Genomic DNA, 24,069 nt, shown 5'->3' with positions numbered 1-24,069 from the left:
TACGGGCAGGAACCGTGGGGGTCCTCCAACCGGCAGCGTGGCACCCGCCGGTAGGGTGAGCGGGTGACTTCAGGAGACACCCCCGATCTGTCGACGACGGCCGGCCGACTGGCCGACCTCCGCGACCGGTACCACGAGGCCGTGACCGCCGCGGGCGAATCCGCCATCGCCAAGCAGCACGCGAAGGGCAAGGGCACCGCGCGCGAACGCATCGAGCAGCTGCTCGACGAGAACTCCTTCGTGGAGTTCGACGAGTTCGTGCGGCACCGCACCACGTCGTTCGGCATGGACGCCAAGCGCCCCTACGGTGACGCGGTCGTCACCGGCGTCGGCACGATCCACGGCCGCAACGTCGCCGTCTACGCGCAGGACTTCACGGTCTTCGGCGGGTCGCTCGGCGAGGTCGCCGGCGAGAAGATCATCAAGGTCATGCAGCACGCGCTGAAGACGGGCGTGCCGATCATCGGCATCCTCGACTCCGGCGGCGCCCGCATCCAGGAAGGCGTCGTCGCGCTCGGCAAGTACGGCGAGATCTTCCGCCTGAACACCCAGGCCTCGGGCGTCATCCCGCAGCTTTCGATCGTGATGGGTCCGGCGGCCGGCGGTGCGGTGTACTCCCCCGCCCTCACCGACTTCGTCATCATGGTCGACAAGACCAGCCACATGTTCGTCACCGGCCCCGACGTCATCAAGACCGTCACGGGCGAGGACGTCGGCTTCGAGGAGCTCGGCGGCGCCCAGACGCACAACGCGGTCTCCGGCGTGGCCCACTACCTGGCCGAGGACGAGACCGACGCGCTCGACTACGCGCGCTCGCTCATCGGGTTCCTGCCGGACAACAACCTGTCCGACCCGCCGGCCTACGACGTCGCCCCGGAGCTCGAGACCACCGACGCCGACCACGAGCTCGACCTCGTGATCCCGGACTCGACGAACCAGCCGTACGACGTCACCACGATCATCGAGCACATCGTCGACGACGGTGAGTTCCTCGAGGTCCAGCCGCTCTTCGCGCCGAACATCCTGATCGGCTTCGGCCGGGTCGAGGGCCGCACGGTCGGCATCATCGCGAACCAGCCGCAGGCGATGGCCGGCACGCTGAACATCGACGCCGGCGAGAAGGCCGCCCGCTTCGTGCGGTTCTGCGACGCGTTCGGCATCCCGATCCTGACCCTGGTGGACGTGCCCGGCTACCTGCCCGGCACCGACCAGGAGTGGACCGGCGTCATCCGCCGCGGCGCGAAGCTGCTGTACGCCTACGCCGAGGCCACCGTCCCGCTCGTCACCGTCATCACCCGCAAGGCCTACGGCGGCGCGTACATCGTCATGGGTTCCAAGCAGCTCGGTGCCGACATCAACCTGGCGTGGCCGACCGCCGAGATCGCCGTCATGGGCGGTCAGGGTGCCGTCAACATCCTGTACCGCGCCGAGATCAAGCGCGCCGAGGAGTCCGGCGAGGACGTCGCCGCGGTCCGCACGAAGCTCGCGAACGAGTACACGTACAACGTCGCGTCGCCGTACCTGGCGGCCGAGCGCGGTGAGCTCGACGGCATCATCCAGCCGCACGCCACGCGCGTGTCGGTCATCAAGGCCCTCCGGTCGCTGCGGGGCAAGCGCGCCACGCTGCCCCCGAAGAAGCACGGGAACATCCCCCTCTGATGGGTCGCCACGCAGCAGCCGTGCCCTCGGACGAGCCCGCTTCAGTGGCGGACGTCCGGGTGGTCTCCGGCGACCCCACCCCCGAGGAACTCGCCGCCGTCGTGGCCGTCCTGCAGCGCCAGGCCGACGAGGCCGCTGCCGCCGGGCGCGCCGCCGTGGTCGTCGAGCCCCGCACCGGGTGGGACGCCGCGGCCCGCGGACTCCGCCGCCCGCTCGATCACGGACCGGGCGCCTGGGGCCGATCGCTCCGCTGATGTACCCCTGGTGCGCTGGCTACCGGAACGGTTGCAGGGCGCACTTCCCGGTCGGTATCCCCTCACTCGGGGGACACGTTCAGCGGATACGGACCGGAAATGCCGGAATTGTCCCCCATAATGACGACTGACATGCGGCTCGTGCGTGGGCATAGTAGTTGGTGTTCGGTGTCCTTCAACGAAAGACATCGCAGGACGGTGGCCGACTAGGGTACGAAGCCACCGCCCGCTGCGAGGCAGGGCGACATTCGGGTTGTCGCTCAGCCTCGGGTCGTGAACGGGCCGGTCGGTATCCGACCGGCCCGTTCCCCGTTTCCGGGGGTCTGTCGCGGGTGCGGGCGGGCGTCGGTGCGGCTGGCGAGGCGGCTGGCGAGGCCGATCCGGAACGACACCGTCGACGTCGTACGACAGCGACATGGTCGCTTCCGTGCGCGCGCCAGCCCGGCGCACCCACGTGACGGCCGGGAGGCCCGTGGCGGGGCCGCCACGGGCCTCCCGGCTGTCCCCCATCGCGTCCACCGCCGCCCGCACGCCCGGCGCTCCACGCGCGTCCGCTGCGCCGTCCGCACCACGTTCGCGACGATCCACGCGTCGATCACGTGGTGCATCGTCGCGACACGCGCGCGCGTCCCGCTGGCGTGCCGTGCTCAGCGCGCGCTACGCGGGCTCGTGCCGCGGGATCTCCAGCCAGAGTGCGACGGAGTCGTCCTCGTCCCCGTCGTCGTCGTCCATCCCGGCTCCGAGCGCCGCGGACTCGCTGGCAGCGCCGTCGAGGCGGAGTCCGACGACGGTCACCGCGGAGTCGGAGCCCTCGCCGACCGTCCGCACGATGACGTTGTCGGCATCGCGGGCCTGCCGGAGCGCCTCGGCGACGCGGGCGTGGATGCGGCGGATGTCCGGGGCGTCCAGGTCGTCGAGCCCGCCGTCGTCGTGCAGCTGGACGGTCGCTCCGCGGCGACGCAGGCGCATCACCTCGTCGCGGACGTCGTCGGACAACAGGGACCGGCCCCGGATCTCGTCACGGATGGCCTGCTCGAGGTGCAGGCACTCGGCGCGGTCGGCGTCGTCGAGGTCGCCGCAGCAGTCGATGATGCGCTGCAGCATCGGCAGGGCCATCCGGGTGGTCTGGCTCAGCCGGAACTGCCGCTCGAACACGTGGGCGTCCTGCGCGGCCTGCCAGTCGGCGGTCTCCTGCTCGGCGAGGACGAGTTCACGGGTGTTCCGGATGGCGCGGCTCATCGCGGCGGCGAAGACGGTGGCGATCGCGACCCAGGCGACGCTGCCGACCACGCCGAGCCCACCGAGCGAGCCGAGGCCGGCCCAGGCGACGGTGTACACGGTCAGGAACAGCACGCCGGCCCACGCGAAGGGGCCCCGACCGCGCACGACGAGCACCACCATGAGCGTGCCGATGGCCGCGATCCACCAGGTGGCGGAGCCCGGACCACGACCATCGACGAGGACGGGGGCGGCGATCACCGGCATCACGATCGCGGTGGCGAGGGAGAAGCAGGCCGTCCAGACCGGCAGCACCCTGCCGGGGACGAACAGTGCGAGGCCGGTGGCCGCGGCGTACAGGACCATGCAGGCGATGATCGGGGCGACCTGGTCGACGCGCGGCAACGTGGCCGCGGCGAGGACCAGGTGGTAGAGGGAGAACAGCGACGCGAGTCCGAGGGCGATGCTCGCCGGCAGGGAGACCCTCATGCGGTCGTCCTCGCGGCCGGCGACCACGTCAGCACGATGCGGGTGCCCTCGCCCGGGGCGGTGTGCACCTCGGCGCGACCGTCGACGGTCGCGACCCGCTCCACGATGGAGCGGCGGACACCGAGCCGTTCGGCGGGGATGGCCGCGACGTCGAACCCGCGGCCCTCGTCACCGACCTCGACGAGCACCCCCTGCCCCTGCTGCTCGACGCGGACCCAGCGGGAGACGTCAGCGTCGCCGGCGTGCTGCACGCTGTTCACCGCGGCCTGCAGCGCCGCCGAGGCCAGCGCGTCGGCGACCGACGCGGGCAGGCGGACGGACCCGGTCGGCGTCGGGACGAGGCGGACCGGGGCGGGCAACGCACCGACCCCCTCGCGGATGCGTGCCCGGAGTTCCCCGAGGGCGACCGGCGCGACGTCACCGGGACCGTCGGTGGCGGCGGCCTCGAGGTGGTCGATCGCGTTCCGGGCCATCCGCGCGGCGAGGGTCTTGGCCTCGAGCGTGTCGGCCCGTGCGGCGGAGAGCAGCGTCGTGAGCACGCTGTCGTGCACGATGGCGTCCACCTGGACCCGCTCGACCTCGGTCGCGTGTTCCCGGATGGCGAGCGAGTACCGCCGCACCGCCGTGGACTGCGCCGTGTCGACCGACGTGGCCGCACGCCGCAGCACCACGGCGATGACGAGCACCGCACCGCTGAGCAGCGCCGTGTACACGCCGTCGAGCAGGACCGCGAGGACCCCGACGTCGCCGCCGAGCGGGCTGAGCCGGATGACGACGTACACCGCCGGCACGAGCGCGGTGTAGACCGTCGCACGCCACGTGGCGAAGCCCATCGCCGCCGCCGTGCAGCCGACCGTGCAGAACCACCACGGCCACGGCTGCTGCGCCGACGGGATGGGCTCCTGCACGGTCGCCGTCCACGTCACGAGCACGACGAGGAACAGCAGCGCGCAGACGATCTGCGCCAGCTGCGCGACCCGCTGCACGAAGGCCGAGACCCCGATGAACACGAACGACGCCGCGAGGGCGAGCATCAGCGTCGGGCCCCAGAACGGGTCGAGGTACGGCAGCTGCTGCAGGACCGCGGGCGCGTCGACGATGCCGAGGCCGATCGCCGCCATCGCGAGGAGGATCGCGAACGCGCGCTCGACCGACGCCTGCGTGATCGAGGCGCGGACGCTGCGCGCCGGATCGGCGCCGAAGGGCGCCGGTTCGACGACCGTCCGCGCCGACTCAGCCGCGGTCGCCATCCGTGTCAGCGACCGTCGCCGTCGGGGTCGATGCCCGAGTCGAGCCCGGGGAGGATCCCGTCCTCGACGGCTCGACGCAGCAGGTCGACCTTCGTCGGGGCCGGGCGACCGACCTCGACGTACTTCACACGGATCCGGTCGAGGTACTCACGAGCCGTCGAGTAGCCGATGCCGAGCTGCTGGGCGGCGAGCTTGAGCGGGAGACCCGAGGCGTAGAGGTGCAGGATCTCGCGCTCGCGGCGGCCGAGCTGCGCCTTCGCGAAGTCGCGGTCGGCGTCGATGGCGCTCGCCCACTCGAGGTTGTTGAGCACGTCACCGCGTGCGACGGTGGCGACCGCGGCCATCACCGTCTTGGTGGCCGAGGACTTCGGGATGACGCCGGCAGCCCCTGCTGCGAGCGCCTCACGTACGTTGGCGACACGGTCCGCGATGGAGTGCACGAGCACCGCCGATCCCGTCCCCTGCACGCCCTTGACGTTCTCGGTCACGGTCGAACCGTCACCGAGGGACAGGTCGAGGACGACGACGTCGACCTCTCGCCCGTCGAGGTTCTGGACGTACTCGGGGACGCTGGCGGCGGTGAGCACCACCTCGAACCCCTCGTTCTGGCACGCCGCCTGGATCCCGAGTCGGACGGACTCGTGGTCGTCGACGATCGCGACCCGGACCGGCCTGGTGGCCGCCCCTGACGTCTCGGTGCTGGTGGTTGTCGTTCCTGCTGCCACAGTGGCCTCTCGTTCCGATGCGCGACGCCGGCCCCTGAAACCGGAGTGCCATCAACGACCCAGGATACCCAGCCCGGACTCAGGTGCGGGGCTTCTCCGCTGCGCCACGCTGGCCGGTCCGCCGATTGGTGGACACCCCGACACGCAAGGACCCGCGGTCGAGCGACCCCCGGACCTCAGCGCGTGGGGACCAGGCGTGCGACGGCTTCCAGGTGGTGCGTGTGCGGGAACAGGTCGAAGGCCCGCAGTGCTTCGAGCCGGTAGCCGAGGTCGGCGAACGTCGCGACGTCGCGGGCCAGTGCCACCGGGTCGCACGCCACGTAGACGACATGCTCCGGCTGGAGCGCGGCGATCTGCACGACCACGTCACGACCGGCACCGGCGCGGGGCGGGTCGAGCACGATCGTGCCGGCGCGGAAGCGGTCCTTCTCGGCGCGCGAGGCGTTCGCCACGGTGTTCGTCAGCCAGCGGTCGACGCGGCCGGTCTCGGCGCGGGCGCCGAGCCACTCCGACAGGTTCTCCTGCGCGTGCTCGGTGGCACGGGCGGCGCTCTCGACGCTCGTGATGCGTGCCTTCGGGCCGACCAGGTCACCGAGGGCGGCGGCGAGCAGGCCGACACCGCCGTACAGGTCCAGGTGGGTGCCCTCGGGGTCGAGTCGGTCGCGGTCGACCAGGTCCTGCACGGCCTCGGTGAGCACGGTCGCCGCGGCACGGTGCACCTGCCAGAACCCGTTGTCGTCGACCTGGAACGTGCGCTCCCCCACGACCTCGGTCACCACGGTGGGCTTCTGGTCGTCGATGACGAGCCGCGCGCCCTCGGAGCCGCTCGGTGCGAGGACGTCGATGACCGAGGACCCCGGCAGTGCACCACGGCCGAGCGGGGCGCTCTGCTGCACGACAGCGGTCGCGAGCGGCAGGCCGGTCACCGGGATGACGGAGTGGGAGCGGGCCGCGAACGGGCCGGCGGTGCCCTGCTCGTCGACGTGCAGCCGGACGCGGGTGCGCCAGCCGAGGCCGTTCGCCGCGTCGTCGCCGGGCGCGGCCTCGACGACGACGTCGTGGCCGAGCACCTCGGCGAGGTCCATCCGTGCGAACCGCGCGAACGAGTCGACGAGGACGTCGTGCTTGAGCGTGCGCTGGTGTGCGAGGGCGATGTGCCCGAACTCGGCGCCACCCGGGCGCGTCTCGGGGTCACGCTCGAGCGCGGCCTCGGGCCAGACGTGGTCGACGCGGTGCTCGCTCGGCGTGATGACGCTGACCGTGTCGGCGCGCCAGAACGACTTCTTGCGGTCCTCGGTCACCCGGGCGACGACGCGCTCCCCGGGGATCGCGTCCGAGACGAAGACCACCCGTCCTTCGTGCCGTGCCACCGAGATGCCGCCGTGGGCGATCCCGGTGACGTCGAGTTCGAGCAGCGTGCCGACGGATTCACCCATGGTGAGATGGTCCCATGCGTCTGTACCTCGCGAGTACATCCCCCGCCCGCCGAGCACTCCTCGCCCAGTCCGGGATCGAACCCGTGCTCGTGTCCCCCGGGGTCGACGAGGACGCCGTCGGCGCCGCAGCAGCGGCATCCCTCGGCCGCGACCTGACCGGTCCGGAGCTCGTCTCGCTCCTCGCCGTCGCGAAGGCGTCCGCGGTCGCCGACTCCGCGGTCGCCGGGTCACCGGTCGACGGAGTGGTGTTCGGCGGCGACTCCGCGTTCGAGGTCGACGGACAGCTGTACGGCAAGCCGCACGACCCGGCGGTCGCCCGGGAGCGCTGGCGGCAGATGCTCGCCGCCGGCGGCGGGACCCTGTGGAGCGGGCACTGCGTGATCGATCGACGACGCGACGACCGGCACCGGGACCCGGAACCGGCCACGGGGCGGCCTGGAGGCGCGGCACCGGCCCGCACCGTGCCTCCCGTCCGGTCCCTGGTCACGTCCACCGCCGGTGTCCCGCAGCTGGGTGACGTCGCGCCCGGCGGGTCGGCGCTGGCCGCCGCCGGCGACCGCGTGGTCGCGGTCGACAGCGCGGTGCTGACCTTCGCCGACGACGTGTCCGTCGACGAGATCGACGCGTACGTCGCGACGGGCGAGCCGCTCGAGGTGGCCGGCGCGTTCACCATCGACGGTCGGGCCGCGGCGTACATCACGCGGATCGACGGCGCACCGTCCGCCGTGATCGGGATGTCGCTGCCGGTGCTGCGGTCGATGCTGCTCCGGGGCTTCGGCATCGCCTGGCACGACCTGTGGGCGCATTAGACGCGGCGCACTGTAGACATCCACACCTGTTCCGGGTGGTTCTTTGTGGGTGCCAGTCAAAACGCACTCCCGCCGCACGAATACGCTGCTGTGTCATGCCCCGTATCAGCAAGGTCCTCATCGCGAACCGCGGCGAGATCGCCGTCCGCATCATCCGCGCGGCCCGCGACGCGGGCAAGGCATCGGTCGCGGTGTACGCCGACCAGGACCGCGATGCCCTGCACGCCCGCCTCGCCGACGAGGCCTACGCGCTGAACGGCACCACGAGCGCCGACACGTACCTCGTCATCGACAAGATCATCTCGGTCGCCCGCCGCTCCGGCGCGGACGCCGTGCACCCGGGCTACGGGTTCCTCGCCGAGAACGCCGACTTCGCCCGCGCCGTCATCGACGCCGGGCTCGTCTGGATCGGCCCGTCGCCGGAGTCGATCGAACGCCTCGGCGACAAGGTCTCTGCGCGCCACGTCGCCGAGAAGGTCGGCGCACCGCTCGCCCCCGGCACCATCGAGCCCGTGCAGGACGTCTCCGAGGTCTTCGACTTCGTCGACCAGGTCGGTCTGCCCGTCGCGATCAAGGCGGCGTTCGGCGGTGGCGGTCGTGGTCTCAAGGTCGTCCGCGACCGTGCCTCGGTCGAGGAGCTCTTCGAGTCCGCCACGCGTGAGGCGATCGCCGCGTTCGGTCGGGGCGAGTGCTTCGTCGAGAAGTACCTGGACAAGCCGCGCCACGTCGAGACCCAGTGCCTGGCGGACGAGCACGGCAACGTCGTCGTGGTCTCCACCCGCGACTGCTCGCTGCAGCGACGCCACCAGAAGCTCGTCGAGGAAGCCCCGGCGCCCTACCTGACGTCCGAGCAGCAGACCGCACTGTACGAGTCGTCGAAGGCGATCCTGCGCGAGGTCGGCTACGTCGGTGCCGGCACTTGCGAGTTCCTCATCGGCGCCGACGGCACGGTGTCGTTCCTCGAGGTGAACACCCGCCTGCAGGTCGAGCACTGCGTGTCCGAAGAGGTCACCGGCATCGACCTGGTGCGCGAGCAGTTCCGCATCGCCGAGGGTGGCGTGCTCGACTACTCGGACCCCACGCCGCGGGGACACTCGTTCGAGTTCCGCATCAACGGCGAGGACCCGGGTCGCAACTTCTTCCCCGCGCCCGGCCCCGTGCACGCCTTCAACGCACCGTCCGGCCCCGGCGTCCGTGTCGACTCGGGTGTCGTCTCCGGCGACGTCGTGTCCGGCTCGTTCGACTCGATGCTCGCGAAGCTGATCGTCACCGGCGCCACCCGTGCCGAGGCGCTGGAGCGTTCGCGTCGTGCACTCGCCGAGTTCGAGGTCACGGGCCTGCCGACCGTGCTCCCCTTCCACCGTGCCGTGGTGTCCGACCCGGCGTTCGCGACGGCCGACGACGAGCCGTTCAGCATCTACACGCAGTGGATCGAGACCGACTTCGTGAACGACATCCCGGCGTGGAGCGGTTCCCCCGAGGAACTGCCGGCGCCGGCTGCGCGCGACAGCGTCGTGGTCGAGGTGCAGGGCAAGCGCATCGAGGTCACCATGCCGTCGATCGTCGGTGGCGGTGCTGCCGGCGGCGTCGCCGGTCGTCGTCCGGCCGGCCCCACCGCTCCCCCGAAGCGCCGCTCGTCGGCCGTCCGCGGGGGCCTGGCGAAGTCCGGGTCGTCCGTCGCGTCGCCGATGCAGGCCACCGTGGTGAAGCTCGCGGTCGCCGAGGGCGACTCCGTGGTGAAGGGCGACCTGCTCGTCGTGCTCGAGGCCATGAAGATGGAGCAGCCCGTGCAAGCACACAAGGACGGCGTCGTCACCGGGCTGAACGCCCCGGTCGGCCAGACGGTCTCGTCCGGTCACGTGCTGCTCGAGCTCGCGTAGCGCGGGGGTTCCGTCTCGCAAAACACCGGTGTTCGCCGGTTGAACACGCGCAACCCGCGGCTCGACTCGTGAACACCGGTGTTTTGCTTCATCGAACACGGCGCACTCCGGCCGCCTCGAGTGCCACGGGGCCGTTGCCGCCCGGCTGCACGTCCGGCCACGTCACGCGGACGACCCTCCGGACGTGGCGGTGGGCGCGGAGCCGGTCCTCCCGGAGCTTCTCGTCGATGACGACGCGCTCGGGCGAGCGACCAGCGCGCGTCGTCCGGTCGCGGTACTTGACCAGCCCGTCGAACTCCACCACGACGCCGGCGTCCTCGAACCAGAAGTCCACCCGGCCGATCAGGCCTGCCGCATCACGGAACTCCTGCTGCAGCACCGGCGCCGGGAACCCCGCTTCTGCCCAGCACAGCCGCGCCACTGACTCACCCGGCGAGTCGGCAGCCGCGTCCGCGAACTCGATCGCCCGTCGCGCGCGGGTGGACGCGCGCGGACGCGGCTCCCGGCTGCGCAGTTCGGCGAGCAGCGCGTCCTGCGACACTCCTCGGGCCAGCACCGCGTCCAACACGACCACCGCCGTGCGGAACGATGCTCGGAGCGCGACGTCGACCCCGGTGACCACGAGGGTCGTGACGGGCAGGCCGCCGACGCTCGCACAGGCGATGGTGCGACCCGCCCCTCCGACCTTCTGCAGGTGTGCGCGACGTTGCCCGGTGGCTCGACGCGGATCGGTGGCGACGACGTGCTCGGGGAACTCCCCGAGCCACGGGAGTCCGAGCATCGCCACAGCCGACTCGTGGGAGATCACGAGCGCCGTGTGGATGTTCGGCGCGACCGCTTCGACCCGTGCTCGATGGCGCTCCGCTGCGCTCGCTGCTTCGAACGCGCCACGTTCGACGTACCGACCCGCCGTCAGGCGGATGAGGGTCCCGCGGCGAGCGGCATCCGCCAGCCGTCGGTGCGCTCTCGGATCGGGATCGCCCGGAGCCGCGCCGAACACCGTGATGTGAGCCATGGCCCAACGGTCACGGCTCCCGCGCGGCCCACACGACGGCAACACGCTCCTTGTGAGGAGCCCTCGCTCCCCCACCCCCTGTGGAGGAACAGCAAAACACCGGTGTTCGCGCTCTGCACCCCGTTGTGCGGGTGTTCAGAGCGCGAACACCGGTGTTTTGCGGACCGCGCCCTACGACACCAAGGGGCGCACCGACTCGGCGAGGGCGTCGACCAGGCGCTGGGCCTCGGCGGGAGTGTCCGCGACGGTGTCGATGTAGACCTTCACCTTGGGCTCGGTCCCGCTCGGGCGGACGATCACCCGGGCGTCGCCGGACAGGTCGTAGCGCAGGATGTCCGAGGGCGGGAAACCCGCCACCCCGTCGGCGTAGTCCGTCACCGTGTGCACGTCGAGCCCGCCGAGCGTCGACGGCGGCGTGGACCGCAGCGACGCCATGATCTCGCCGATGCGCGACAGGTCGTCGACGCGGGTCGCCACCTGGCCTGACGCGAACGCACCGAACTCGGCGGCGAAGGCCTCGAGGTGGTCGGCGATGGTCGAGCCCGATGCGGCGAGCTCGTCGGCGAGGGACAGCAGTTCGAGCGCAGCCGAGATGCCGTCCTTGTCGCGGACGACCGACGGGTCGACCAGGTAGCCCAGGGCCTCTTCGTAGCCGAACAGCAGCTCGGGCACCCGCGAGACCCACTTGAAGCCAGTCAGGGTGTCGCGGTACTCCAGCCCGTGGCGCGCAGCCACCCGGGCCAACGCCGGCGACGAGACGATCGACGCGGCGAGGGTCCCGGTCGCGCCGGACTCGGATGCCCGTGCAGCGGCCCGCCACCCGAGCAACCAGCCGACCTCGTTGCCTGACAGCCGGCGGTACGACGGCGCACCGGCGTCCGTGGCCGTCGGGATCGCGAGCGCGAGCCGGTCGGCGTCGGGGTCGTTCGCGATCACCAGGTCGGCGCCGACGGCGAGACCACGGGCGATCGCCAGGTCCATCGCACCCGGCTCCTCGGGGTTCGGGAACGACACCGTCGGGAACGCACCGTCCGGATCGATCTGCTCCGGCACGACCGCCGGCTCGGCGAACCCGGCCGCGGCGAACACCGCGCGAGCGGTCTCCCACCCGACGCCGTGCATGGCCGTGTAGACGACCTTCGGCTGCTCCTCGACCCCGCGTGCCGGAGCGGGCACGATCGCGGCCGTGGCGGCCACGTAGGCGTCGACCAGGGCCGACGTCGCGACGGTGTAGTCCGTGCCGCGCGGCAGGTCGGTGACGGAGCCCGCGGCCACGGCGTCGATGGCGGCCGCGATCTCACCGTCGACGGGCGGCACGATCTGCGAGCCGTCGTCGTCCTGACCGAGGTAGACCTTGTACCCGTTGTCCCGCGGCGGGTTGTGGCTCGCGGTGACCATGACGCCAGCACCGACGTCCAGGTGCCGGACGGCGAACGCGAGCACCGGCGTCGGCAGGGCCGAGGGCAGCAGGGTGACCTCGAGCCCGAGGCCGCGCATGACCTCGGCCGAGTTACGTGCGAAGACGTCCGAGTTCACCCGGCCGTCGTACCCGATCACGACGCTGCGCGAGCGCCCGGTGCCGATGAGGAACCGTGCGAGCCCCGCAGCGGCCTGGGTCACGACGACCCGGTTCATGCGCAGCGGGCCCCAGCCGAGCTCCGCGCGGAGTCCGGCGGTGCCGAACTGCAGCCGGCCGTCGAACCGCTCGGCGAGCGCCCGGACAGCGGGACCGTCACCGTCGGCCGCCGCGTCGATCGCCGCGGCCAGCTCGTCACGGGTCTCCGGGTCGGGGTCCTGCGCCAGCCACGCCCGCGCGGTGCCGAGCACCTGGTCGAGGTCGAGCTTCACGACGCCGGCTGCCCGAGTGCGGCGACCACGCGTGCGAGCAGGTCGGCGATCACCGGCTCGGCCTGCTTGCCGGCCTCGAGCACCTCGGTGTGCGACAACGGGGTCTTCTGGATGCCCGCGGCGAGGTTCGTGATGAGCGAGAACCCGAGGACCTCCATGCCGGCCTGACGGGCCGCGATGGCCTCGAGCGCGGTCGACATGCCCACGATGTGCCCGCCGATGGTCTTCGCCATCTGGACCTCGGCCGGGGTCTCGTAGTGCGGGCCGCGGAACTGCGTGTACACGCCCTCGTCGAGCGACGGGTCGACCGTCCGGGCCAGCTCGCGCAGCCGCGCCGAGTACAGGTCGGTCAGGTCGATGAACGTCGCGCCCTCGAGCGGGCTGTCCGCGGTCAGGTTGATGTGGTCGCTGATGAGCACCGGGGTGCCCGGGGTCCAGTGCTCCTTGATGCCGCCGGCGCCGTTGGTCAGCACCATGATCGAAGCACCGGTCGCCGCCGCGGTGCGGACGCTGTGCACGACCCGACGGACCCCGTGGCCCTCGTAGTAGTGGGTGCGGGCACCGATGACGAGCGCGTGGCGGCCGTCGGCGAGGCGGATCGACCGGATCGTGCCGGAGTGGCCGGGGACGGCCGAGGCGCTGAACCCGGGGACCTGCTCGGCCGGGATCTCGGACACGGTCTCACCGATGATGTCGGCGGCCTTGCCCCAGCCCGACCCGAGGGTCAGGGCGATGTCGTGCCGCTCGATGCCGGACTGTTCGGCGATGACGGCGGCGGCGGCCCGCGCGACCTCGAACGGGTCGGCAGCGGGGTCGTTCAGCGGGTTCTCGGTGCTCATGCCCCAACTCTAAAGGGCGGACGCCCGCCGCAGCGCCCGCCGCAGCAGCCGCCGCAGCCGCCGCAGCGGCCGCCACCGCACCCGCCTCAGTGCTCGCCGAGCGCCCGGTCCACCGCCGCCGTGATCTCGCCCTGGTCGAAGTGGTTCGCGATGACGATGACCTCGGCGTAGGTGTCGCCGATCGCCTCGACGAACTCCTGACTCGTCAGGATCACGTTGGCGTCGTCGGAGACGTCCCGCACGGACGCGACGTCCGCCGCGACGACCGACGCCGACAGCCCGAGGGCGTCGAGCGCCTTCTCGGCGTTCACCTTGAGGATGCCGCTCGACCCGATGCCGGCGCCGCAGATGGTCACGATCTTCACGCGGAGACCCCCATGATCGCGCGGACCTCGTCCGCCGTGGTCGCCGCCGCGATCCGTCCGGTCACGGTGGCGTCGTTGAACAGGTTCGCGATCTCGCCGATCGACTCCAGGTGGGTGCCGACCTCGGCCACCGCGAGCCCGAGCACCACACGGACGGGGTCGTTGTGCGGGTGGCCGAACGCCACCGGCGTCGCGAGCGTCACGATCGCGAGTCCGTCCCGCACGACGGCGCCACCCGGCCGGGCGTGCGCGAACGCGAGCCCCGGCGAGATGACGATGTACGGCCCGTGCTCCTCGACCATGCCGATCATGGCGTCGGTGTACTCGTCGGTGGTGGCGCCCGAGGCGACGAGCGCACCGCCGACCAGGCGCATCGCGTCACGCCACGCGGGCGCGTCCGCACCGAGGAGGACGGCGGTGTCCGGCAGCGGTGGCAGTCCCATGCGTCAGGCCTCCTGGTACCCGGCCGTGATGGTGGCGATGATCTCCTCGCGGTCCTCGAGGGGCAGGAACGACCCGAGCGCGGCGTTGATCTGGAACGCCGCCAGGTCGTCGAGGTCGTACCCGAACGTGCCGGCGAGCAGTGCGAGCTCCTTCGACAGCGAGGTCCCGCTCATCAGGCGGTTGTCGGTGTTCACCGTGACGCGGAAGCCGAGCTGGTAGAGCACGTCGAACGGGTGGTCGGCGAGGTCGTCGCCCCACGCGGCGATCGCCCCGGTCTGCAGGTTGGACGACGGCGAGACCTCGAGCGGGATCTCGCGGTCACGGACCCACGAGGCGACCTCGCCCAGGGAGGCCAGCGTCGAGCCGTCCCCGGCGTCGGACAGGGCGACGTCCTCGAAGATGCGGACGCCGTGCCCGAGGCGGAGCGCCCGGCCGTCGACCAGGGCGGACCGGATGGACGCGAGCCCGTCGGCCTCGCCAGCGTGCACGGTGACGGGGAACAGTTCGGAGGCCAGGTAGTCGAAGGCGGCGCGGTGGTTCGAGGCGGGGAACCCGGCTTCGGCACCGGCGATGTCGAAGCCGACGACCCCGGCGTCACGGTGCCGGACGGCGAGCTCCGCGATCTCGAGCGACCGGTCGGCGTGCCGCATCGCGGTGACGAGCTGGCCGACGCGGATGCGCCCACCGGCGGCGTCGACGGCTTCCTCGATGCCGGCCTGCACGGCCTCCACCGTCTGGTCGAGGGTCAGTCCGCCCTGCAGGTGCTGCTCCGGCGCCCAGCGGACCTCGCCGTAGACGACGCCGTCGGCGACCAGGTCCTCGACGAACTCGCGGGCGATCCGGGTGAGCTGCGGTGCGGTCTGCATCACCGACGTGGTGACGTCGAACGTCTTCAGGTACTCGACCAGGGAGCCGGAGTTCGACTGGTCGGCGAACCACTGCCCCAGCTCGGCCGGGTCGGTGGTGGGGAGCGACACACCCGCCGAGGCCGCGAGCTCGATGATGGTCGCGGGACGCAGGCCGCCGTCGAGGTGGTCGTGCAGCGAGACCTTCGGCAGGTCGTTGATGACCGCCCCGGCGTCGGGCAGGCGGTAGGTCGGGGCGTCGGCGCTCATGCCCCCAGGCTATCGGTGGTCACCGCCGCCGCGCAGGCACCTGTGCACAACCCACGACGGAAGACACTGGAGGCTCCCCACAGGTGTGCAGGGAGCCTCCGGTCGGTCGGGTGGCCCGGTTCAGGACCCGATGCGCTCGCGCACGATCGGCCCGCGTGCCGCAGCAGCGGAGCCCTCCGGGCCGATGGTCCACGCGCCCTCGAGCGACTCCAGCGCACGCGGGATCCGCGACGCGTCGTCGGAGTGCAGCGTCCAGAGCGGCTGGCCCTCGGTCACGGTGTCCCCCGGCTTGACGTGGAGCTCGATGCCCGCACCGGCCTGCACCGGGTCCTGCGCGCGGGCACGACCGGCCCCGAGCCGCCAGGCCGAGACGCCGAACGGCAGCGCGTCCTGCTGCGTGAGGACCCCCGACGTCGGAGCGGTGACGACGTGCTGTTCGCGGGCCACGGGCAACGCGGCGGACGGGTCCCCGCCCTGCGCCTCGATCATCCGACGCCAGGTGTCCATGGCGCGGCCGTCCGCGAGCGCCGCGGCCGGGTCGGCGTCGGGCAGTCCCGCCAGGGTGAGCATCTCGGTCGCGAGCGCAACCGTCAGCTCGACGACGTCGGCGGGGCCGCCGCCGGCGAGCACCTCGACCGACTCCCGCACCTCGAGCGCGTTGCCGATCGTCAGCCCGAGCGGGACCTCCATGTCGGTCAGCAGCGCCGAGGTCGCGACCCCGGCGTCGTTGCCGAGGTCGACCATGGTCTGCGCGAGCTCCCGGGACGCCTCGTACGTCGGCATGAACGCGCCGGACCCGAACTTGACGTCGAGCACGAGCGCCCCGGTGCCCTCGGCGATCTTCTTCGACATGATGCTCGACGCGATGAGCGGGATGCACTCGACCGTGCCGGTGATGTCGCGGAGCGCGTAGAGCTTCTTGTCCGCGGGAGCCAGGCCGGACCCGGCGGCGCAGATGACCGCGCCGACGTCCTGCAGCACCTGCATCATGCGGTCGTTCGAGATGGACGCCTGCCACCCGGGAATCGACTCGAGCTTGTCGAGCGTGCCGCCGGTGTGCCCGAGTCCGCGACCGGACAGCTGCGGCACAGCGACGCCGAACGACGCCACCAGGGGTGCGAGCGGCAGAGTGATCTTGTCGCCGACGCCACCGGTGGAGTGCTTGTCCACGGTCGTCTTGCCGAGCGACGAGAACGACATCCGCTCCCCCGACGCGATCATCGCGAGCGTGAGGTCCTTGATCTCACGCCGCTCCATCCCGTTCAGGAAGATCGCCATCGCCATCGCGGCCATCTGCGGGTCCTCGACGTAGCCGCGGGTGTACGCGTCGACGAGCCAGTCCACCTCGGCGGTGCTGAGGGCCCCGCCGGAGCGCTTCGTACGGATGAGGTCGACGGTGTCGAACGGCTCGACGGCCATGTGGATCAGTGCTCCTGCTGGTAGGTGGCGAGGGTCCGCGGCCCGAAGGCGTCCGGCAGGACCTCGTCGATGGTGCGGATGCCGGAGAGCGTCTCGAGGAGCATGCCCTCGGTCGAGTGCTCGAACAGCAGCTGGCGGCAGCGGCCGCACGGCATCAGGGTCGCCCCGTCGCCGTCGACGCACGTGAACGCGACGAGCTTGCCGCCGCCGGTCATGTGCAGCTGCGACACGAGGGAGCACTCCGCGCAGAGCGTCACCCCGTAGCTCGCGTTCTCGATGTTGCAGCCGGAGACGATCCGGCCGTCGTCGGTGAGCGCCGCGGCGCCCACCGGGAACGACGAGTACGGCGCGTAGGCGCGCCGCATCGCGGCCGTGGCGGCGTCCCGCAGGGCGCCCCAGTCCACGTCGTCGACCGGGAGGCCCGTGGCGGCGTCCGCCGGGTCGGTGGCGGTGACCGCCTGGTCACCTGCGGCGTGTGCGTCGGTCATGTGTCGTGCCTCCAGGCCGTCAGCTCTTGATGTAGGGCTTGCCGGACGCGGCGGGGCCGCGCGACTGCCCGACCAGGCCGGCCACGGCGAAGATCGTCACCACGTACGGCAGCATCAGCAGGAACTCGCTGGGCACGGGTGAGTCGATCGCTCCGAGCGTGTTCTGCAGGTTCGACGCGAAGCCGAACAGCAGCGCCGCGAGCGTCGCCTTGATGGGGTCCCACCGGCCGAAGATGACGGCGGCCAGCGCGATGTAGCCGGCGCCCGCGGTCATGTCCTTCGTGAACGGCCCGACCGCGTCGAGGGTGAAGTACGCCCCACCGAGACCGGCGATCGCGCCGGCGAGGGAGACGTTCCAGAACCGGGTGCTCGTGACGTTGATGCCCACCGTGTCGGCGGCCTGCGGGTGCTCGCCGACCGCGCGGAGGCGCAGGCCCCAGCGGGTCTTGAACAGGCCGAAGGTGACGACCGCCACGGCGATGTAGGCCAGGTAGACGACGACCGTCTGCTCGAAGAACACCGGACCGATGACCGGGATCTGGTGCAGCAGCGGGATCTCGACCTTCGGGAACCGGATGCCGATGTTCAGGGTCTCCTCGTTCGGGGAGAGCACCTGCGAGTACAGGAAGCCGGTCAGGCCGGAGATGAACGCGTTGATGACGACACCGACGATGACCTGGTCGACCAGGTACTTGATGCTGAACGCCGCGAGGACGAACGACACGAGCATGCCGGCGACGAGTGCGGCGACGAGGCCGACCCAGGGCGAACCGGTGATCGACGCGACCATCGCGGAGCTGAACGCACCGGCGAGGAACTGGCCCTCGATCGCGATGTTCACCACGCCGACCCGCTCGGAGATGACGCCGCCGAGGGCACCGAACACGAGCGGGACGCTCAGGCTCAGCGCGCCGAGCAGCAGGCCGGGGATCGGCAGGGACGAACCGGCCGCGGCCCAGGTCAGGAACCCGATGACGAAGACGACCGCGAACACCGACGTGACCCACAGCGGGACCCGGCGGAGTGCCCGCGTCTCGATGAACGCGTACACGGTCAGGATCGCGAGCAGGGCGATGACGACGATGCCCGTCCCGAGCGCGGGCAGCGGGACGTTCGGCAGCGCGAAGAAGTCACCGGCGTTCGCGAGGCGGAACGTGGTGGTGCCGGAGCGCGGCAGCAGGCCGAACAGCACGATCGCGATGAGCGTGAACACGCCGTACCCGATCGGGAGCTTCCAGCTCCTGGTGGTCTCGACCGGACGGTCCGCGAGCGGCGACGCGGGGGCCGCGGTGGGGCTGATGGTGCTCATGCGGCGACCGCCTTCTTGCTGGTCTTGCTCGTCTTCGTGCGCTTGCGTGCACCCGGCTGCGGGATCCGGAAGATCGCGCGGACGAGCGGCGGCGCCGCGATGAAGAGGACGATGAGGGCCTGGATGACCCCGACGATGTCGATCGGGATGCCGTTGGCGGCCTGCATGGCGTAGCCACCGTTCTTCAGCACGCCGAACAGGATGGCCGCCCAGAAGACGCCCCACGGCTTGGAGCGGCCGAGCAGGGCCACGGTGATGGCGTCGAAGCCGATACCGGCGTCGATGCCCGAGGTGAAGCCCGACGTGACGGCACCCTGCACCTGGTAGGCGCCGGCGATGCCGACCAGGGCACCGGAGATCAGCATCACCCAGATGGTCAGCGCCGGGACGCTCATGCCGGCCACGCGGGCGGCACGGGGGTTCTCACCGATGGTGCGGAACCGGAAGCCGAGCGACGACTTGTTGACGAGCCACCAGACGACGACGACCGCGATGATCGCGACGATGAACCCGAGGTCCACGCCGTACCGCACACCGAAGAGCTGCGGCAGGAGCGCGCTGTCCTTCGTGGCGGGCGAGATCGGGTTGCTGCTGCCCGGGGCCTGCAGCAGGCCCGGGGTGCGGAGCAGGTAGCTGACCAGGTAGAGCGCGACGTAGTTGAGCATGATCGTGACGACCACCTCGTTCGCACCCGTCCGGGCCTTGAGCACCCCGACGATGCCGCCCCAGACCGCGCCGCCGACGATGCCGGCGAGGATCGTGAGCGGGATGTGGATCGCGGCGGGCCCGTCGAACGAGAACCCGACCCACCCGGCGGCAGCGGCGCCCATCAGGATCTGGCCCTGGCCGCCGATGTTGAACAGTCCGGCGCGGAAGGACAGCGCGATCCCGAGCCCGGCGGCGATGAGCGGCACCGAGTAGTCGACGGAGCGCGTGAGCGGCCCGATCGCCTGCTGGAAGGAGTCCGCGCCGAAGTTGAACACCGAGCCCTGGAACAGCGAGGCGTACGCGCCACCGACCGCGGTGCCGACCGCCTGGAGCATGTCCGTCGGGCGGGCGAAGAAGTAGCCGGCTGTGGCCCGGACGTTCTCGTCCGTCACCGCGATGAGGATGCCGCACGCGACCAGCGCGAGGACGACGGCGAGCACCGTGACGAGCACGGAGCCGTTCAGGATCCCCTGCAGGGCGGCGTGCCAGCGGTCGCCACCGGCGCCGTTGCGGCGCTCGGTGTCCTCTGCCGAGTCCGTCATCAGGTGCGGGGTCGACTCGACCTCCTGCAGACGGTCGTCGGTGAGCGGGGCGTCCGCGGTGCCGTGCGCAGCCGGGGTCGGCTGCTGCGTGTTGTCTGGTTCCTGCGCGGTCACGCGGCCAGCTCCGTTCCGGTCGTGGGTGTGGCGTGGATCTCGCCGGCCGAACCGGTCATGCGGCCAGCTCCGTTCCTTCGGGGATCTCCCCGGCCATCATGAGGCCGAGGACGTCACGGGGGGTGGTCGCGGGGACGATGCCGACGATGCCGCCGCGGTACATCACGGCGATCCGGTCGGCCAGGGCCACGACCTCGTCGAGCTCGGTGGAGACGACGATGACCGGCACACCGGTGTCCCGGGTGGCGACGATGCGCTTGTGGACGAACTCGATCGAGCCGACGTCGATGCCGCGGGTGGGCTGCGCGGCGACGAACAGCCGCAGCTCACGGCTCAGTTCGCGCGCCAGGACGATCTTCTGCTGGTTGCCACCGGAGAGCCGACCGGCCGCGGTGGTGCGACCCGGCGTCCGGATGTCGAACTCGGCGATCTTCTCGTCGGCGAAGGCGTCGCGCTCGGCCGAGCGGATCGTGCCGGCGCGGACGAACTCGGCGTGGTCGGCCCGGTCGAGCATCAGGTTCTCGGCGATGGTGAACTCGCCGACCAGGCCGTCCTCCTTGCGGTCCTCGGGGACGAAGCCGACGCCGGCGTCGAGCACCTGCTTGACGCTCCGGCCGGTGAGTTCCTTGCCGTCGAGGGTGATGCGGCCGGCGTGGGCGGGCTCGAGGCCGATGATCGCCTCGGTGAGCTCGGTCTGCCCGTTGCCCTGCACCCCGGCGATCGCCAGGACCTCGCCGCGGCGCACGGTGAAGGAGACGTCGTCGACGAGCACGATGCCGGACGGGTCGGTCACGGTCAGGTTCTCGACGACCAGGGCGTCCGCGCCGCCGGTCGCAGGAGCCTTGTCGACCACGAGCGAGACGGCACGACCGACCATCAGCGCGGCCAGCTCGTTGTTCGTGGCGGTCGGCGATGCCTCGCCGACGACCTTGCCGAGGCGGATGACCGTGATGCGGTCGGCGACCTCGCGCACCTCGCGGAGCTTGTGGGTGATGAAGACGATCGCGGTGCCGGCTTCGCGGAGCTGGCGCATGATGCCCATCAGCTCGTCGGTCTCCTGCGGGGTGAGGACGGCCGTCGGCTCGTCGAACACCAGCACGGAGGCGTCGCGGGACAGCGCCTTGATGATCTCGACGCGCTGCTGCACACCGACGGGCAGGTCCTCGACCTTGGCGTCGGGGTCGACGTCGAACCCGAAGCGATCGGAGATCTCCTGCACGCGCTTCCGGGCACCGGCCAGGTCGAGCCGCCCGCCGAAGGTGGTCTGCTCCTGCCCCAGCATGACGTTCTCGGCGACGGTGAACACGGGCACGAGCATGAAGTGCTGGTGCACCATGCCGATGCCGGCGCGCATGGCGTCACCGGGGCCGTCGAAGTCCTGCACCACGTCGTCGAGCAGGATCTCGCCCTCGTCGGCGTCGTACAGGCCGTACAGGACGTTCATCAGGGTGGACTTGCCGGCGCCGTTCTCACCCAGGAGGCAGTGGACCTCACCCGGCTCGACGGTGAGCGAGATGTGGTCGTTGGCGACCAGGGCGCCGAACCGCTTGGTGATGCCGCGGAGTTCGAGCTTCATGTTCGGGAGTCTATTTCTGTCTCGCGCGCGCCACGCGGGCGCACGGTGTCGCGTGCAGCCCGCGGATGCACGATGTGGTGTGCGCCGCCGGGCGCACGATGTGGTGTGCGCCACCCGGGCGCACGAGAACGCGGGCGAGGGATGCTCCCCCGCCCGCGTTCATCGGGTCAGGACTGGGTCTTGACCTTGATCGAGCCGTCGATGATGCCGGCCTTCACGTCGTCGAGCTCGCCCTGCAGGCCCTTGTCGACCTTGGACTCGAAGTCGTGGAACGGCGCGATGCCGACGCCGTCGTTCTCGAGGGTGCCCACGTACGGGTCCTTCGAGAACTTGTCGTCAGCCGCCTGCTCGACGACGTCCTTCACGGCCGGGCGCATGCCCTTCTCGACCGAGGTGAAGGCGATGTCCTTGTAGCGGGGGTCGGCCTCGTAGAGGTCGCTGTCCGCACCGATCAGGACGGAGCCGTTGTCGGCGTCCTTGATGGCCTCGGCAGCGGACTGGTAGATCGGGCCACCGACGGGCAGGATCACGTCGGCGTCCTGGTCGAGGAGCGTCTGCGCGACCGACTTGGCCTGCGTGCCGGCCTCGAAGCCACCGGTGAAGGAGCCCTTGCCGGTGTCGACGTTCCAGCCGACGACCTTGACGTCCTTGTCCTTCTGCTCGTTGTAGTACTTCACGCCGTCCGCGAAGCCGTCCATGAAGATGGTGACGGTCGGGATCTGCATGCCACCGAAGGTGCCGACGACGCCGGTCTTCGAGTAGGACGCCGCGGCGTAGCCGGCGAGGAACGCCGCCTGCGAGGTGTCGAACGTGATCGGCTTGACGTTCTTCGCGTCGATCGAGTTGTCGTCGATGATCGCGAAGTCGGTGTCGGGGTTCGCAGCGGCCTGCTTCTTGGTGGCGTCGGCCAGGTTGAAGCCGACGGTCACGACGAGGTTGCAGTTCTGGCCGATGAGCTGCTCGATGTTCGAGTCGTAGACGGTGGCGTCCTTCGACTCGGCCTCCTTGTAGGTGGCACCGAGGTCCTTGGCGGCGTCCTTCATGCCCTCGTAGCCGAGCTGGTTGAACGACTTGTCGTCGAACCCACCGGCGTCGGAGACCATGCAGGGGCGGAAGTCGGTCTTCTTCGCCGAGTCGGTGGTGGACGGCGCCGAGGCGCAGCCGGCCAGGACGGCGACGGTGCCGGCGAGCGCGAGGCCGCTGAGGACGACCTGTCGGGTACGAGATGTCACGGGTTGGTTCCTCCGGGGAGCGTGCCCGGACCACGTGCGTTCCGGGCGATCGTGGCGACAGTACACGACCGTCGGGTCGGTACAGGACCCGTTGCGGGGGTCCTGCGGATCGGTTACGGGATCGCGACCCCGCCGAAACGCGCCCGTAACGCGGGGCCATTCCTTCACCCCCAATTCGAGGGGTTTGTCGATGGAGCGCTACAGGACGTCGCCGCGGCCGCTGATCTTCAGGGCATCCACGACGCCCTTGACCCGCTGCGCGTTCGCGCTGGTGGTGACGAGCAGCGCGTCCGGGGTGTCCACGACGACGATGTCCTCGACGCCGATGAGCGAGATGAGCCGCTGGCTGTGCGAGATCACGATGCCGCTCGACGAGTCCGCCAGGATGCGGGCACCGTCCCCGAGCACGGCGAGGTTGTTCGGCCGGCCGCCGGACTGCAGCTTGGCGAGGGAGGCGAAGTCGCCCACGTCGTCCCAGTCGAAGTCACCGGGGACGACCGCCATGCGTCCGGCAGCGGCGGCGGGCTCGGCGACCGTGTAGTCGATCGCGATCTTCTCGAGCATCGGCCACACGGCGTCGACGACGGCGCCGCGCGCCGAGGTGTCCCAGGCGTCGGCGAGTTCGTTGATGCCCGCCAGCAGCTCGGGCTTCGTCCGGCCGATCTCGGCGAGCAGCACGTCGGCGCGCGCGATGAACATGCCAGCGTTCCAGAGGTAGTTGCCCTGCTCGACGTACGAGCGGGCGGTGTCGAGGTCCGGCTTCTCGACGAACGACTTGACGGCGTGTGCGGTCGGGGCACCCTCGATGTCGAGCCCGGCGGTGTCGGCGTTGATGTAGCCGAAGCCGATCGCGGGTTCCGTCGGGGTGATGCCGATGGTGGTGACGTAGCCGGCGCGGGCGACGGCGACGGCCTCGCGCACCGAACGACGGAAGCCGCGGGCGTCGCCGATGACGTGGTCGGCGGCGAACGAGCCGATGACGACGTCGGGCTCGCGGCGCACCAGGATCGCCGCGGCCAGGCCGATGGCCGCCGTGGAGTCCTTCGGTTCGCTCTCGAGCACCACGTTGTGGTCCTCGACGCCGGGCAGCTGCGACTCCACCGCGACCCGGTGCGCACGGCCGGTGACGACCATGATCCGCTGGTCGCCGGCGAGCGGCGCCAGGCGGTCCCAGGTCTGTCGCAGCAGCGAGGTGCCGGATCCCGTCAGGTCGTGCAGGAACTTGGGTGCGTCCGCGCGCGACAACGGCCACAGGCGCGATCCGATGCCCCCTGCGGGGATGATCGCGTAGAAGTCTTCGAGAGCGTCAGCCACGCGCTCACCGTACCGGTCCCA

Annotated in this window: 21 protein-coding genes; 4 read left to right on the top strand and 17 right to left on the bottom strand. The window is 71.3% G+C overall.

The annotated features are described in order from the left end of the window. The first annotated feature begins 63 nt into the window (after positions 1-63). Both DEJ05_RS11370 and DEJ05_RS11365 read left to right on the top strand, forming a co-directional pair. Entirely contained in the window at positions 64-1,659 is a 1,596-nt protein-coding gene (locus tag DEJ05_RS11370) for an acyl-CoA carboxylase subunit beta (RefSeq protein WP_071406413.1), read from the top strand. Then, positions 1,659-1,913 (top strand): acyl-CoA carboxylase subunit epsilon, encoded by a 255-nt coding sequence (locus DEJ05_RS11365; protein WP_051596908.1) that lies wholly within the window; start codon positions 1,659-1,661, stop codon positions 1,911-1,913. The genes DEJ05_RS11370 and DEJ05_RS11365 overlap by 1 nt, the downstream gene beginning before the upstream one ends. Before the next feature lie 657 nt (positions 1,914-2,570). Here DEJ05_RS11365 and DEJ05_RS11360 read toward each other — a convergent pair. From DEJ05_RS11360 to DEJ05_RS11345, 4 genes are all read right to left on the bottom strand, one after another. Next, entirely contained in the window at positions 2,571-3,620 is a 1,050-nt protein-coding gene (locus DEJ05_RS11360; RefSeq protein ID WP_111110463.1) for a hypothetical protein, read from the bottom strand. Then, the gene (locus DEJ05_RS11355; protein ID WP_071406412.1) at positions 3,617-4,870 is read right to left on the bottom strand and encodes a sensor histidine kinase; all 1,254 of its coding nucleotides are present in this window, start codon (positions 4,868-4,870) and stop codon (positions 3,617-3,619) included. Before DEJ05_RS11355 ends, DEJ05_RS11360 begins: the two co-directional genes overlap by 4 nt. A gap of 5 nt (positions 4,871-4,875) precedes the next feature. Next, entirely contained in the window at positions 4,876-5,595 is a 720-nt protein-coding gene (locus tag DEJ05_RS11350) for a response regulator transcription factor (RefSeq protein WP_017888757.1), read from the bottom strand. A gap of 176 nt (positions 5,596-5,771) precedes the next feature. Continuing rightward, complete coding sequence (locus tag DEJ05_RS11345; protein ID WP_111110446.1) at positions 5,772-7,031, bottom strand: class I SAM-dependent RNA methyltransferase; 1,260 nt, start codon at positions 7,029-7,031, stop codon at positions 5,772-5,774. Positions 7,032-7,045: 14 nt separating this feature from the next. Between DEJ05_RS11345 and DEJ05_RS11340 the strand changes: the two genes are divergently transcribed. Next, a complete protein-coding gene (locus DEJ05_RS11340) occupies positions 7,046-7,840 on the top strand; it encodes a nucleoside triphosphate pyrophosphatase (RefSeq protein ID WP_111110445.1) in 795 nt (264 codons plus the stop codon). 95 nt (positions 7,841-7,935) lie between these two features. Beyond that, positions 7,936-9,720, top strand: coding sequence for a biotin carboxylase N-terminal domain-containing protein (locus DEJ05_RS11335; protein WP_111110444.1), 1,785 nt, complete (start codon positions 7,936-7,938; stop codon positions 9,718-9,720). Positions 9,721-9,808: 88 nt separating this feature from the next. On the opposite strand, the gene DEJ05_RS11330 is transcribed toward DEJ05_RS11335, so the two are convergent. From DEJ05_RS11330 to DEJ05_RS11270, 13 genes are all read right to left on the bottom strand, one after another. After that, entirely contained in the window at positions 9,809-10,735 is a 927-nt protein-coding gene (locus DEJ05_RS11330; protein WP_111046843.1) for a hypothetical protein, read from the bottom strand. A 171-nt stretch (positions 10,736-10,906) separates the two neighbouring features. Further along, positions 10,907-12,583: a phospho-sugar mutase gene (locus tag DEJ05_RS11325; protein ID WP_111110443.1), complete on the bottom strand. Its 1,677-nt coding sequence runs from the start codon at positions 12,581-12,583 to the stop codon at positions 10,907-10,909. Continuing rightward, entirely contained in the window at positions 12,580-13,422 is an 843-nt protein-coding gene (locus DEJ05_RS11320; RefSeq protein ID WP_111031934.1) for a purine-nucleoside phosphorylase, read from the bottom strand. The genes DEJ05_RS11325 and DEJ05_RS11320 overlap by 4 nt, the downstream gene beginning before the upstream one ends. Positions 13,423-13,508: 86 nt before the next feature. Beyond that, the gene (locus tag DEJ05_RS11315; protein WP_027466460.1) at positions 13,509-13,787 is read right to left on the bottom strand and encodes a PTS sugar transporter subunit IIB; all 279 of its coding nucleotides are present in this window, start codon (positions 13,785-13,787) and stop codon (positions 13,509-13,511) included. Beyond that, positions 13,784-14,230 (bottom strand): PTS sugar transporter subunit IIA, encoded by a 447-nt coding sequence (locus DEJ05_RS11310; RefSeq protein WP_111029446.1) that lies wholly within the window; start codon positions 14,228-14,230, stop codon positions 13,784-13,786. The genes DEJ05_RS11315 and DEJ05_RS11310 overlap by 4 nt, the downstream gene beginning before the upstream one ends. Before the next feature lie 3 nt (positions 14,231-14,233). Next, positions 14,234-15,346: an adenosine deaminase gene (locus DEJ05_RS11305; protein ID WP_111022313.1), complete on the bottom strand. Its 1,113-nt coding sequence runs from the start codon at positions 15,344-15,346 to the stop codon at positions 14,234-14,236. A gap of 120 nt (positions 15,347-15,466) precedes the next feature. Then, entirely contained in the window at positions 15,467-16,765 is a 1,299-nt protein-coding gene (locus DEJ05_RS11300; protein WP_111088153.1) for a thymidine phosphorylase, read from the bottom strand. Positions 16,766-16,770: 5 nt separating this feature from the next. Next, complete coding sequence (locus DEJ05_RS11295; RefSeq protein ID WP_111093353.1) at positions 16,771-17,253, bottom strand: cytidine deaminase; 483 nt, start codon at positions 17,251-17,253, stop codon at positions 16,771-16,773. Positions 17,254-17,272: 19 nt separating this feature from the next. Beyond that, positions 17,273-18,562 (bottom strand): ABC transporter permease, encoded by a 1,290-nt coding sequence (locus tag DEJ05_RS11290; RefSeq protein WP_111110442.1) that lies wholly within the window; start codon positions 18,560-18,562, stop codon positions 17,273-17,275. Beyond that, complete coding sequence (locus DEJ05_RS11285) at positions 18,559-19,926, bottom strand: ABC transporter permease (RefSeq protein ID WP_181440710.1); 1,368 nt, start codon at positions 19,924-19,926, stop codon at positions 18,559-18,561. Before DEJ05_RS11285 ends, DEJ05_RS11290 begins: the two co-directional genes overlap by 4 nt. 55 nt (positions 19,927-19,981) lie before the next feature. Further along, positions 19,982-21,502 carry an ABC transporter ATP-binding protein gene (locus DEJ05_RS11280; RefSeq protein ID WP_071406403.1) on the bottom strand — a complete coding sequence of 507 codons (1,521 nt, stop codon included), beginning with the start codon at positions 21,500-21,502 and terminating at the stop codon, positions 19,982-19,984. 167 nt (positions 21,503-21,669) lie between these two features. Next, the gene (locus DEJ05_RS11275; protein WP_027466452.1) at positions 21,670-22,734 is read right to left on the bottom strand and encodes a BMP family protein; all 1,065 of its coding nucleotides are present in this window, start codon (positions 22,732-22,734) and stop codon (positions 21,670-21,672) included. 198 nt (positions 22,735-22,932) lie between these two features. Next, complete coding sequence (locus DEJ05_RS11270; protein WP_027466449.1) at positions 22,933-24,048, bottom strand: mannose-1-phosphate guanylyltransferase; 1,116 nt, start codon at positions 24,046-24,048, stop codon at positions 22,933-22,935. Positions 24,049-24,069 lie beyond the last annotated feature (21 nt).

It is taken from the genome of Curtobacterium sp. MCLR17_045 (assembly GCF_003234405.1).
GTDB classification, from domain to species: Bacteria; Actinomycetota; Actinomycetes; order Actinomycetales; family Microbacteriaceae; genus Curtobacterium; species Curtobacterium flaccumfaciens.
This window is presented reverse-complemented; position numbering and strand designations above follow the sequence as displayed.

Coding starts and splice junctions, on each gene's coding strand:
- DEJ05_RS11365 (WP_051596908.1), top strand. CDS start 1,659: ATGGGTCGCCACGCAGCAGCCGTGCCCTCGGACGAGCCCGCTTCAGTG.
- DEJ05_RS11360 (WP_111110463.1), bottom strand. CDS start 3,620: ATGAGGGTCTCCCTGCCGGCGAGCATCGCCCTCGGACTCGCGTCGCTG.
- DEJ05_RS11355 (WP_071406412.1), bottom strand. CDS start 4,870: ATGGCGACCGCGGCTGAGTCGGCGCGGACGGTCGTCGAACCGGCGCCC.
- DEJ05_RS11345 (WP_111110446.1), bottom strand. CDS start 7,031: ATGGGTGAATCCGTCGGCACGCTGCTCGAACTCGACGTCACCGGGATC.
- DEJ05_RS11340 (WP_111110445.1), top strand. CDS start 7,046: ATGCGTCTGTACCTCGCGAGTACATCCCCCGCCCGCCGAGCACTCCTC.
- DEJ05_RS11335 (WP_111110444.1), top strand. CDS start 7,936: ATGCCCCGTATCAGCAAGGTCCTCATCGCGAACCGCGGCGAGATCGCC.
- DEJ05_RS11330 (WP_111046843.1), bottom strand. CDS start 10,735: ATGGCTCACATCACGGTGTTCGGCGCGGCTCCGGGCGATCCCGATCCG.
- DEJ05_RS11320 (WP_111031934.1), bottom strand. CDS start 13,422: ATGAGCACCGAGAACCCGCTGAACGACCCCGCTGCCGACCCGTTCGAG.
- DEJ05_RS11310 (WP_111029446.1), bottom strand. CDS start 14,230: ATGGGACTGCCACCGCTGCCGGACACCGCCGTCCTCCTCGGTGCGGAC.
- DEJ05_RS11305 (WP_111022313.1), bottom strand. CDS start 15,346: ATGAGCGCCGACGCCCCGACCTACCGCCTGCCCGACGCCGGGGCGGTC.
- DEJ05_RS11300 (WP_111088153.1), bottom strand. CDS start 16,765: ATGGCCGTCGAGCCGTTCGACACCGTCGACCTCATCCGTACGAAGCGC.
- DEJ05_RS11295 (WP_111093353.1), bottom strand. CDS start 17,253: ATGACCGACGCACACGCCGCAGGTGACCAGGCGGTCACCGCCACCGAC.
- DEJ05_RS11290 (WP_111110442.1), bottom strand. CDS start 18,562: ATGAGCACCATCAGCCCCACCGCGGCCCCCGCGTCGCCGCTCGCGGAC.
- DEJ05_RS11280 (WP_071406403.1), bottom strand. CDS start 21,502: ATGAAGCTCGAACTCCGCGGCATCACCAAGCGGTTCGGCGCCCTGGTC.